The sequence below is a fragment of the Ruminococcus sp. genome (assembly GCF_017549005.1).
Taxonomy (GTDB): domain Bacteria; phylum Bacillota; class Clostridia; order Oscillospirales; family Ruminococcaceae; genus Ruminococcus.
On record NZ_JAFYYT010000056.1, the window covers coordinates 20,955 to 32,767 of the forward strand.

Consider the following 11,813-nt stretch of genomic DNA (forward strand, 5'->3'; position numbering starts at 1 on the left):
ATAACCAAAATATGTCCCCCATGCAGGGGGACATAGAATGCTTTAGTTCATAGTGACGGTCACGATAAAGCCGTCGACGTTGTTTCCCGAAACGGAATAGGTCTTGTTTGACGGGAGCGGTACCTCCGTATCGCCTGTTTTATTTGCGGGAACGTAGTATATCTGATAAAGCTTCTTATTTGCAGCCACCTCAAGAGGATTTTCGTTATTATGCCCCTTGAGAGCGTCGATATACTCTTCCAGGCAGAGATTGTTCTGCTTCATGTAGACAGCGTGGGGAACTCCCACGTATCTATATGTATAGGTCCTTGCCTGCTCGTGGGTAAATGTCTCCTTACCCTCGGGGAATCTTACGATAAAGCCGTACTCGGCAGCGTGCTCGTCCACATATCCGTAAACGCCTCTTGGCGAATAATAGCCTGTCATAGAGCCGTCTGTGGGGAATATGCCTATATCGAAGCTCCTGCCCGTATGGTAATCGGAATAACCGCTCTGGAACTGTGATCTACCGCTCCAGTAAATGTCATCCTGATTGCCCTTTGAGCGGTAAGTGCCTATAACATAGATATCAGAATTGTTTTCAGCCTCATAGAAGCTCTTCATGAGAGCTGTGAGCTGGTCGAGGACAGGCTTGTGAAGCTTCTGATTGAGGTCTGAAACGTGGTAATACTCGCCTGTGATATTTTCATATACGCTGACGAGCTCAATGTCGTCCTCGGGGAATTTATACTCATTATCTAAATTTACAAGGACGAGGTCACCTCTGTGGATATCCTCTGCCTTGAATTTCTCGTTTACGTACTGGGACTCCGAAGGCTTCTGACCGTCGGGAGTACCTGTAATGAGCGAACTTGTCTCGCTGCTTGTAACAAGGTCGTCAATAATGGATGACTGCTGTGTATTATTGGCGCTGGTCGCCTGTTTTTTATTAGCGGAGTTTTTATCCTTGTCCTTATCCGAGCAGGCATGGGCGCATGAAGCAAGCACCACAATGAGTACTACAAGGACGAGGACTGCCGCAACAAGACGATCGTATCTTACTTTATAGCGCTTTGACGATCTGTCCCTCTTGCGGTTTCTGCGCTTATCTCCGTTATTCATAAAAAGAAATCGCTCCTTAAAGAATATTCGATCAGATCGGAAGCTGCAGAATTTTTATATACAGCTCCTTCGTGCATCTGTGTTCCGCGCGTATGGCGGTCTATCTCTAAGTTTAGTTGTCCTTCGACTGTATAGTCAAAATTTGTTCACACTTAGTATTATATCACAACTTTTTGTACTTGTAAAGTGTTTTTTTTATTTTTTGCACTAATTTTTTATTGAAATTTGCACATTGTATACTAACAAAACACAAATGTCCACAATTGAAAGGCTATTCTTCTGTGGTCTTGGCTCTTCTTCTGTACTCTGTGGGAGTACATCCCTTGTGCATCTTGAACTGTCTCATGAAGTAGGATTCGCTGTCATAGCCGCAGAGCTCCGCTATCTCCGTAACGGTATTCTCCGTATTCCTGAGCATTTCAGCCGCAAAGATAAGGCGGCTCTCTATGACGTCCTGACGGCAGGTCACGCCGAAAGCTGCAAAATACAGGCGGTGGAAGTAAGTCTTGCTTATGTGCAGCTCGCCGCACATTTCATCAACGGACCATGTATTCACAGGGTCCTCGTAAATCGAGTCGCGCAGCTTTTTCAGCTTTGCATAGTGAGGTATCTTTTCCTCGGGAGACTGCTCGACGCACTCTGAGGCGTCGCTCATAGCTATGAATATCAGTCGCATGGAAAGCTCCATAAATTCACTGAAATGCTTTCCCCTGTGCATGGACTGGGACTGCATCGAGCGGAGAGCGCCCGATATTACGAAATCGTCATCAAGCTCCACGGGAGCGTCCTGCTTGAGGTTCATTGAAGCAATATACTGTCTGTCGGCAGCAGATGTCCTGAAGCTTACTATGTCATACCGCAGTGGGTTGCCCTTCACAGGCCGGAAACTCTGCTTGTAACCGCTGGTGAGGAGCGCCGCAGAAGCGCCGATGGTACGCTTGACAGTGCCGTTTTCGATGTACTCAACGGGAGACCTGAAAAGCAGCAGTACAGGGTCGGCACCCATTTCTCCGCCGAGAGCGCTGCTGCGCCTGCAATTGAGCTGTATGCGGTTTATCTTCATAGTATCCCCCCTGCCGTTCAGATAAAAACACTTATGCGCCGATTACTCCGCCGAATCCGCCATTTTCACAGCCTTCATCATGATAGCGCACTCCAGGCGCTTCTTTTCGAGCTGACATGATATCTTGTGAGCTGTTCTTATATCGCCCATATACTGGTAATTATTGGCATTGCAGCCGCCGCTGCAATAGAACTTCGCCCAGCACTCGCGGCAGTCGGGCTTGGAATAAACATGAGCCTTTGCAAAATCGGCTTTCATTTCCTGATTGAAGGTACCATCGTCTATATTGCCCATTTTGTACTCGTCGATACCCACGAACTGGTGACACGGGAAGATATCTCCGTCGGGGGTGATAGCAACATAGTCGTTTCCGCAGCCGCAGCCCCTGAGTCTCTTTATAGCGCAGGGCCCCTGGTCGAGGTCGAGCATGAAGTGGAAGAAATTGAACTTCCTGCCCTTCTTCTCATTTTCGAGGAGCTTCAGCGCAAGCTTTTCGTACTCCGCAAAAACAGCAGGAAGATCCTTTTCGGTAAGTGCGTAGATATCGTCGTCGCCCACAACGGGCTCTACGGATATCTGGTCGAAGCCTGCCTCATTGAGGGCAAAAACGTCGTTTGAGAAATCGAGGTTCTTGTTGGTGAAAGTACCTCTTACATAGTATTCCTTATCGCCTCTGCCTGCAACGAGCTTCTTGTACTTGGGCATGATGATATCATAGCAGCCCTGACCGTTGGGCAATACGCGGAAATAGTCGTTGACTTCCTTTCGGCCGTCGATAGAAAGTACTACGTTTGACATCTCACGGTTGATGAAATCTATCTTCTCATCATCGAGGAGGAGTCCGTTCGTAGTGATAGTGAAGCGAAACTTCTTATTATATTCCTTTTCGCGGCTTCTTGCGTACTCGACTACCTGCTTTACCACGCCGAAGTTCATCAGGGGCTCGCCGCCGAAGAAATCAAGTTCAAGGTTGGGGCGGTCTCCCGAGTTTTCCAGGAGGAAGTCGATAGCGTGCTTGCCTGTCTCAAAGGACATGAGCTTTCTTCCCTTGCCGAAATCGCCTGTGGAAGCGAAGCAGTACTTGCAGCGCAGCTGACAATCGTGAGCGATATTGAGGCACATTGCCTTTATGGGAGAAGCCACGGAGTACTGAGCGTACTTCTCGTAATCGTCCTCAGAGAAGAGTATCTTGTCGTTGTAGAGCTCCACGATCTCGCTGTAGCAGTCCCTGATATCCTCGGGGGAGTACGACTTTGAGAGCTTGTCCACCACATTCTGCGGACATTCAGCTTCAAAGGGCGGCTCAACGTTATCGAGAAGGTCGTATGTAAGCTCGTCCACAAGATGGACGCCGCCGCTGTTGACGTCAAGTACGATATTAAGCCCGTTAAGCTTATATTTATGGATCATGTAAAAAACCTCTATTCAAAAAATATGAGGCAGCATTTTCATACTGCCTCGACTAAACTTAGTGTTCAGCTTATCTCTCGCACTTCTGATTAGCAACTGTGCATGAAGTCTTGCAAGCTGACTGGCATGAAGCCTGGCACTTGCCGCAGCCGCCCTTCTGAGCGGATTCCTTGAGATTAGCCTTATTGATAGTCTTGATATGTTTCATTTTTTAACCCTCCATAGGAATGATACGGCTCGTGCCGTAAATTACTGATTAACATTATATCATACTTTGAAGTACAATGCAATAGTTATCAAAAATAATTTACTTTTTTACCTATATCTTACTCCTCCGCTGCGCTTTCATTGTTTATAGCGTCATTGACGAAATTGTAGATACTGATATAGGTGCCCGATGTATAGTGCAGACCGTCAGATGTTGAGAAGCCGTTCCACTGAAGGAATCCGTATGAATCGAGGAAAGTGATCCTGCTGTCCAGACCGTCCCTTACAGTGCTGTTGAACTCTTCAATGCCCGAATTGAGCCTCTCGTATGAGCCGCTGCACGGATTAACTGACAAGACGATCACCTTGTTGTTATCAAGGAATTCGTCAGGCAGACTATTGTACCAATTGAGATATGCACGGCTGTTGTGCAGATCGTTTACACCAAGGTTAAAAATGACTGTTTTATTGCGGATCTGACAGATACTGTCATGATTGCGGTTGAGCAGTGCTATGCCTACTCCGATCTCTCCGAGATAATCAATGGCAACATTATAGGACAGTCCCACTGTACGTGAGTCTCCTATCCAGAACATATCCGCATACTCACTGTCGATACGCGGAAGAGTGTACTCTGCTCCGCCATTCACAAGAGGCTGCTGGACGTCTGATATGCCGGCTTCCGGAGTCGCCGTTTCCTGAGCTCCGCTGTTTTCGTCATTTTTCTGTTTGATGCCGTGCTGTTCGAGGAAGTCTGTGAATATAGCTCCCTCATCGCTTACCGAAACGTAAGCATAATAGGAAAGTATCATGGAAGCGTCCACTGCGTCGATGATGTTGTCACCGTTTATATCAGCGGCTGATTCCTGATAGGTGTAAAGGGGACTTTCCTGTCCCGATGACACTGACGCATATGCAGCAAGGACAGAAGAAGCATCCGTTGCGTCCACCGTGCCGTCGCCGTTTACATCGCCGAAAACATAGAGTCCGGCTGCGCCGTTAGCAGTAATACCCGCTGACGGAACGACGAGCGCCGCAGCTGCGGCAAGGCTCATAAGCGTTTTGATTTTCATAGATTTACTCCTTTTCATTGGTCAAGCTCAATCAGAAGCTCGAAATCAGCGTCGATCCTCTGTTTAAGCTCTTCGATCTCGGCACATTTGCGGTTCATCAGCTCATAATCGCTGTAGACCTCTTCTTTGCCGATCTCCTCGTTGATAGAGTCGATCTGTGCCTGTAGATCGTCGATTTCCTTTTCAAGGCGTTTCATTTCATTTTTTCTCGCAGCGTCAGCACTTCTCTGCTGTTTGCTGCGATAGCCCTTAGCGGACTTTTCTTTTGCTGCTTCCGCAGCACGCTGTTGCTTTTCGGCGTCGAGAGCTTTACGCTCCGCTGCCTGTTCCTCCCTGAGCACATCGAGATATTTATTGAAGCCATAGTTATGCAAACGATAGCTTCCGCCCGATAGTTCGATGAGACGGTCGGAAATTTTACTTAAAAGGTAGCGGTCATGGCTCACAAATATGACCGTACCCGTATACTCGGCAAGCGCCTCCTCAATAGCCTCTTTTGAGCTAAGATCGAGGTGGTTTGTAGGCTCGTCGAGAATGAGCACGTTTCCATGCTCCTGCATCATTATTGCGAAGCAGAGCTTAGCCCGCTCGCCGCCGCTTATCACTCCTGTTTCCTTGAAAACATTCTCCCCTACAAGACGTACCTGCGCGAGGAGGCTGCGTACCTCAAGGTCAGACATGAGCGGATACCGGCTGTGGAGCTCTTCCATTACAGTAAGCTCCTTGTTAAGATTTGTGCTTTCCTGTTCAAAATAGGAAATCTTGATATTGCTGTTCCAGCGGACAGTTCCCTTGTGCGGCAGCTGTTCCTGGATTATGCGAAGCAGCGTTGATTTACCAATGCCGTTATCGCCTATGATACCGACTTTTTCGCCTCTGCGGACTTCAAAGTCGAGGGTATCCACAAGTGTTTTGCGTGAAGCGCCCTCCCCTACGGAAATGTCCACGCCCTTTACCTTGAGCACGTCGATAGGCGGCTCAACTGCGTATGTGAAGCGGATCTTCGCGTGTTTTGTGTCGTGGACGGGGCGTTCTACGCGCTCGATCTTCTCGAGCTGTTTTCTGCGGCTCTGAGCCATTTTGGTAGTTGACGCACGGACGAGATTCCTTGCAACGTAGTCCTCCAGTTGAGCTATCTGCTTCTGCTGGAGCTCGTATTCCTTCTCGCGGCGGGCGTCGTTCTCCTCCCGCTGTCTGACAAAGGCAGTATAATCGCCTCTGTAGCGTGTGAGAGTACCTCTTTCTATCTCGCAGATAGAGGTGCAGAGCCTGTCAAGGAAGTAGCGGTCATGGGAAACTATGAGGATAGCGCCCTTGTAGGAGCGGAGGTAGTCCTCAAGCCACATGATCGTCTTGAAATCAAGGTGGTTGGTCGGCTCATCGAGTATGAGCAGATTCGGCTCCTCAAGCAGGAGCCTGGCGATGCAGAGTCTGGTTTTTTCTCCGCCGCTGAAGCCCGAAACGGTACGGTTCAGCTCTTCTCCCGAAAAGCCCATGCCGTTGAGTACCATGCGTATCTTCACATCGGTGTTGTAGCCGTCGTTGGCTTCCACCCATGACGAGAGCTGCTGATACTCGTCCGCAGCGGAATCATCGCCCATTTCTATTTCAAGCTCAATTTCACGGAGGCGGTCTATAGCTTTATGTATAGGTCCGAATACGCTTCTCATCTCGTCGATGACGGTATTCTCCGTGTTCAGTCCGCCCATCTGTTCGAGGTAGCCCACGGTGGTCTTGGCAGCCATAGAAACTATGCCGTCCTTTTCCGTGAAGCGGTCGGGTTCGACCGAGCCCGTGAGTATTTTCAGCAGCGTTGATTTTCCGCAGCCGTTGTTTCCCACGAGACCTATCCTGTCGTTCTCATCAATGGTGAGCGAAACGTTATTGAGTACCTGGTTTCCGTTATAGAATTTATTGATGTTCGTTAAACTTGCAAGCATTGCAAAATTCCTTTTTCAGCCCTGTGTACAATGAGCATAAGGCTTTTTTGTACAGGCTGCATTCAAATATGAAGCTTTCCCCGCAGTGTTCCACAAAGGGGGCAGCATATATATACAACCATAATAACACTTTCAGTACAAAATGTCAATGGTCACGGTCAATATAATTATCATATAGACAGTTGGAGAATTTATACAATATTCATTAAATATTACGAATATTCATACTTAAATGAATAAAAAAGCGAAAAGGTCTCTCGCTGCGGAGAGACCTTTTCTCAGGAATATAAAAAGTGAGAGGGTAAATAACGTGACCTGTGAAGCACGAGCTCTGCGAGTAAAGTATATTCCCCGCAGAGCTGCCTGAACTCCGTCGGGGATATGCTTTTCCCCTGAAAGACATGGTGTGGGGCGGAAACTCCGACCGTCCCGTTTCTTGCAGTTAATGCCTTTGATTATCATTATAGCACATTTTATTGCAAAAACAATGAAAAATACTATTTTTTCAAGGAGATTTTTTGAAATTCCCACAACAAATATATATAATTGTCTTGCATTCGGCACATAATTATGATACAATAGTACATATAAATCATAGCTTTGCGAAGCAAAATTATGATTTACGAAAGGAGTGAGAGCATGAACAGAAGAATACTTATAGGCGTAGTCATCGCGGACTGCCATATCGACTTCCAGTGCGAGATACTCCGCGGCATCATCACCCAGGCTTTCAAGAGCAACTGCGATATCGCGGTAATAGCTCCCCTCCACGATTTTTCCGTACATTCGGTGCATAAGGACGCTGAAAAGTCCATTTTCGACCTCATTCTCTCCGACAGCATAGACGGTATCATCTATGACAGGAACACCTTCCATGACGATGATATCTGCCGCTATATCGACAGCCTATGCAAGCGCTCGGAGAAGCCCGTTATGCTCCTTGACCACAACGGCCACAACAGCTTCGAGACCACCTCGGTGGACGACCGCGAAGCCTTTGAGATAATCACCGACCACCTTATAAATATTCACGGTTTCAGAAAAATATACTGCCTGACAGGTCCGAAAAACACTTTCAGCGGCGAGGAAAGACTTGCAGGCTATAAGAGCTCCATGAAGAAGCACGGTCTGAGCATCGGCAGGGACTGGTGCGAATACGGAGATTTCTGGCTTGAAGCTCCAAAAAAATTCGCAAAGCGCATACTCAGCGGCGAACTTGAACGCCCTGAAGCAATAGTTTGCGGAAACGACGTAATGGCAATAACTCTTACAAAGCTGTTCACGGACGCAGGTGTGAGAGTTCCCGAAGATATAGCCATAACGGGCTATGACGCCTCCATAGAGGGCTACCAGTCCACGCCGTCCATAACCAGCTACAGCCGCCCGAATTTCCAGCTTGGGGCAGAGTCTGTAAGGCGGCTCTACCGCATAATCACGGGAAAAATATGCAGCAGAGTGCCAAACGAGAACGGCGAGCTCCGCCTGGGCGAGAGCTGCGGCTGTTCCGAAAACCCGGGACTCCGCCATAACATACAGCGAAACCTCAGCATTAACAGCCGTTTCGAGTCTCAGCTCCTTTACGGCGATATGCTTTTCGATATCACCAACGCAGACAATATTGCCACCTTTGCCGACAGGCTGGATAATTACACCTACTTCCTGCATAAAATGAGAAGGGTGCGTATCTGCCTTACCAAGAGCTATATCGACTCGACCGTTGACAAGAACGCAGAGGAGCTCGGCTTCCATACGGGAGATGTTATGAAGGTGGTACTGGCAAAGTCCGCTATATGGCGCGAATCCGAGAGCCGCGGCTTTTTCAGTTCCTCAGACCTCCTCCCCGATTACAGCGAGGAGCGCAGCTACCCCTCCGCTTTCTTTCTCTCTCCCCTGCACTACAATAACAACTTCTTCGGCTACTGCGCCGTTTCATTCGGAAAAGAACCGCGCTCGTTCAGCTCCCTCTATATGAAATGGATAAACTACGTGAACGTAGCCCTTGAACAGGTGCGTATAAAGGCTATTACCAACCGCACTATCCTCAATACCAGCAAGGCTCTGCTCTACGACCATATAACAGGTCTTCTCAACAGGAGCGGCATTGAACAGGAGTTCGGCACAAAGCTCTCCGCAGAGACGGGCAACGGCTTTATCGAGTGCGCCGCCTTTGAGCTCCACGGACTGAAAAAAGCCTACTATCAGAGCGGCGAGGAAAAGTCCAACAGTATCATGGCTGCCTTTGCAAAGAAGCTCCGTTCCTGTATCAGGAACAGGGAAATATGCGGCGCATGGGCTTCGCAGACCCTCTGCGTCATAAGTCCGCAGGAGGGACGGGCAGAGGAAATATACAGCGAGCTCTGCGGCAAGATAAAGGATACCCAGTTCAGCGGCGAGGAAAACTGCAACATCGACTTCTCGGTAGGCGTTTGCAGACTGGAGATAACACCATCCGCCGACCTTTCGGACGCTATGTACAAGGCAACGGTGAACCGCGTATTCACCTACACCATATCAGAGCCTACCTCAAATCCTCAGTTTGAGAAGCTCTGTCTCCTCAGGAACAGGATAAAGAAGAACCCCGAGCTCCCCTGGAGCATAAGCGAGATAGCGGAAAGCCTCTATCTCAGCAAGAGCTATCTGCAAAAGATATACAAATCCTACTTCGGCAGGAGCATTATCGAGGAAATGATACAATTCCGCATAGAAAACGCCAAGACGCTGCTCTCACAGACGGATATGACCGTCACGGAGATATCCCGTGAGTGCGGCTACTCGTCATACAACTACTTCGTCCGCCAGTTCAGGTCCAGCGAGGGCTGCTCGCCGTCTGACTACCGCGATGAACAGAAAAGAAAGGCTGAAGAAAATGAAGGCTGAAGTAATACTTATGAAATGTCCCGAAGCTAACCGTATCTACGGCGTGAGAGTCGAGGAATGGCAGGGAGACTGGTTCAGGACATGGGCTTTCCCCGTCGACCCGAAACGAGCCTCTCACGAAGGCTTCGACAGGAACGAGATAAAGGGCAACCTCTACCCTGCCAACGAATACAACGGCTGTCCGTACTGCAAGTCGGTACGCTTCGTGCAGTGCAGCCGCTGCGGCAAGCTGAGCTGCTGGAACAACGAAGAACGCATAACCTGCGGCTGGTGCGGTCTCACAGGCGATGTCACCTCCACTGAAGATGAAATAGAAGTTAAAAGCGGAGATTATTGATAAAGGAGATAATATTATGGCTTCTGTTATTGTCAAGGGTTCGGGAAGCGTTTCCGTAAAGCCCGACCTCATTCGTCTTGAACTTGATATGCAGACACGAAGCAGCGACTGCGGAGAGGCTATGGACAAAGCCGAAAACGGTCTCGCAGAACTCATCGGCATACTCGAAACGGAGGGCTTCGAGAGAGAGGACCTCAAGACCTCAGACTTCAATGTGCATACGGAATACGAGTCTGTTCCCGACGAAAACAATATCTATCACAGCGTTTTCAAGGGATATTGCTGCGACCACTCCATGAAGATAGAGTTCAGCCTCGACACCCGGCGTCTTGCAGCGGTGCTCAGGGCAGTTTCAGCCTCGGAGGCAGCTCCGCAGATATCGGTATACTTCACGGTAAAGGACGAGGAGGCAGCCCGTGAGGAGCTTATCCGCCTTTCCTCCGCAAATGCACGCAAAAAAGCTGAGCTTCTCTGTGAAGCCTCGGGCACAAAACTGGGAAAGCTGCTGAAAATAAGCTACGACCGCTCGGATATGAGCTTCGTTTCGCAGGCACGATACGCAATGGACATGAATTGTCTCCGTGCAGAGGCAAAAGCCGTGAGCATAGCTCCCGACGATATAAAACTCACCGACTTCGCAGAATTTGAATGGGAGATACTCTGAGGAAGGTGTATGCTGCATGAACAGAGATAAAGTAATCGTCAGAACAAGTATCGTCGGTATACTCGCAAATATTGCCCTTGCTTCATTCAAGGCCGTGGTGGGAGTCCTCAGCTCGTCCATCGCTATCGTGCTCGACGCTGTAAACAACCTCAGCGACGTTATGTCGTCGGTCATTACTATAATAGGTACAAAGCTCGCAAAAAAACGCCCCGACAAAAAACACCCCTACGGCTACGGAAGAGTCGAAAACCTCAGCACCTCCCTTATCGCAGTCATAGTCCTCTATGCAGGCGTGACTTCGCTGGTCGAATCCATAAAAAAGATAATCTCCCCTCCTGTCCCCGACTATTCCGCGTCAGCTATAATAATAGTAGCCTCGGCGGTAATAGTAAAGATACTTCTCGGACATTATGTGAGAAAGAAGGGCGAGAGCGTCAATTCCGACTCGCTTATCGCCTCGGGAAAGGACGCTCTTCTCGATTCCGTCATCTCCGCGGCAACTCTCCTTGCTGCGGCTATATATCTCTTGTTCAATATCCGCACCGAGGCATGGCTGGGAGCCCTTATCTCCCTCGTTATCATCAAATCGGGTCTTGAGATACTGGGCGAGAGCCTTTCGAGTATTATCGGAAAACGCATAAGCAGCGACCTTTCAAGAGAGATAAAGGAGACCGTTACCTCATTTCCCGAGGTGCAGGGCGCTTACGACCTGATACTCCACAGCTACGGTCCCGACCTGCTTATCGGCTCGGTGCATATAGAAGTCCCCGATACCCTCAGCGTTGCGGAGCTCGACAAGCTGGAGCACCGCATAACGGAAAAGGTCCTCGCGGAGCACAGGGTCATACTGGCAGGTATAAGCGTCTATGCGGTAAATACGCAGAACGACAGGGCTTCGCAGATGTACGGTGATATACGCAGGAACGTCATGTCCCATGAATACGTTCTACAAATACACGGCTTCTACCTGGACGAGAAGAAAATGACCATTCATTTCGATATAATCATCGACTTTGCCGCTCCCGACACTCAGGAGCTCTACGACCATATACTCACGGAAACTCAGGAGGCTTACCCCGATTATAATGTGAGCATCACCCTCGATTCGGACGTAAGCGACTGAGAATAATGCATAACTAAT

The 11,813-nt window shown here is 48.9% G+C and carries 10 protein-coding genes; 4 read left to right on the forward strand and 6 right to left on the reverse strand.

The window, feature by feature from the left end; translation table 11 throughout:
* Positions 1–42: 42 nt before the first annotated feature.
* The 6 genes from IKW96_RS14105 to IKW96_RS14130 all read right to left on the reverse strand — a co-directional run bounded on the left by IKW96_RS14105 (position 43) and on the right by IKW96_RS14130 (position 6,794).
* Positions 43–1,101 (reverse strand): D-alanyl-D-alanine carboxypeptidase family protein, encoded by a 1,059-nt coding sequence (locus tag IKW96_RS14105; RefSeq protein WP_296576346.1) that lies wholly within the window; start codon positions 1,099–1,101, stop codon positions 43–45.
* A gap of 271 nt (positions 1,102–1,372) precedes the next feature.
* Positions 1,373–2,164, reverse strand: a complete 792-nt coding sequence (locus IKW96_RS14110) for a helix-turn-helix transcriptional regulator (protein ID WP_296576351.1) — start codon at positions 2,162–2,164, stop codon at positions 1,373–1,375.
* Between the two features lie 42 nt (positions 2,165–2,206).
* Complete coding sequence (scfB, locus tag IKW96_RS14115) at positions 2,207–3,574, reverse strand: thioether cross-link-forming SCIFF peptide maturase (protein ID WP_296576354.1); 1,368 nt, start codon at positions 3,572–3,574, stop codon at positions 2,207–2,209.
* Positions 3,575–3,644: 70 nt separating this feature from the next.
* Positions 3,645–3,782: a six-cysteine ranthipeptide SCIFF gene (gene scfA / locus IKW96_RS14120; RefSeq protein WP_019679123.1), complete on the reverse strand. Its 138-nt coding sequence runs from the start codon at positions 3,780–3,782 to the stop codon at positions 3,645–3,647.
* Between the two features lie 118 nt (positions 3,783–3,900).
* Complete coding sequence (locus tag IKW96_RS14125) at positions 3,901–4,854, reverse strand: dockerin type I domain-containing protein (protein WP_296576357.1); 954 nt, start codon at positions 4,852–4,854, stop codon at positions 3,901–3,903.
* A 14-nt stretch (positions 4,855–4,868) separates the two neighbouring features.
* Positions 4,869–6,794, reverse strand: coding sequence for an ABC-F family ATP-binding cassette domain-containing protein (locus tag IKW96_RS14130; protein ID WP_296576361.1), 1,926 nt, complete (start codon positions 6,792–6,794; stop codon positions 4,869–4,871).
* Positions 6,795–7,433: 639 nt separating this feature from the next.
* Between IKW96_RS14130 and IKW96_RS14135 the strand changes: the two genes are divergently transcribed.
* Genes IKW96_RS14135 through IKW96_RS14150 form a run of 4 tightly spaced genes read left to right on the forward strand, consistent with a single transcriptional unit; the run spans position 7,434 to position 11,795 of the window.
* Positions 7,434–9,671, forward strand: coding sequence for a substrate-binding domain-containing protein (locus IKW96_RS14135; protein ID WP_296576363.1), 2,238 nt, complete (start codon positions 7,434–7,436; stop codon positions 9,669–9,671).
* Positions 9,661–10,008: a TerY-C metal binding domain-containing protein gene (locus IKW96_RS14140; RefSeq protein WP_296576366.1), complete on the forward strand. Its 348-nt coding sequence runs from the start codon at positions 9,661–9,663 to the stop codon at positions 10,006–10,008. The genes IKW96_RS14135 and IKW96_RS14140 overlap by 11 nt, the downstream gene beginning before the upstream one ends.
* A 16-nt stretch (positions 10,009–10,024) precedes the next feature.
* Positions 10,025–10,672: an SIMPL domain-containing protein gene (locus IKW96_RS14145; protein ID WP_296576370.1), complete on the forward strand. Its 648-nt coding sequence runs from the start codon at positions 10,025–10,027 to the stop codon at positions 10,670–10,672.
* Positions 10,673–10,688: 16 nt separating this feature from the next.
* A complete protein-coding gene (locus IKW96_RS14150) occupies positions 10,689–11,795 on the forward strand; it encodes a cation diffusion facilitator family transporter (protein WP_296576371.1) in 1,107 nt (368 codons plus the stop codon).
* Positions 11,796–11,813: the final 18 nt, after the last annotated feature.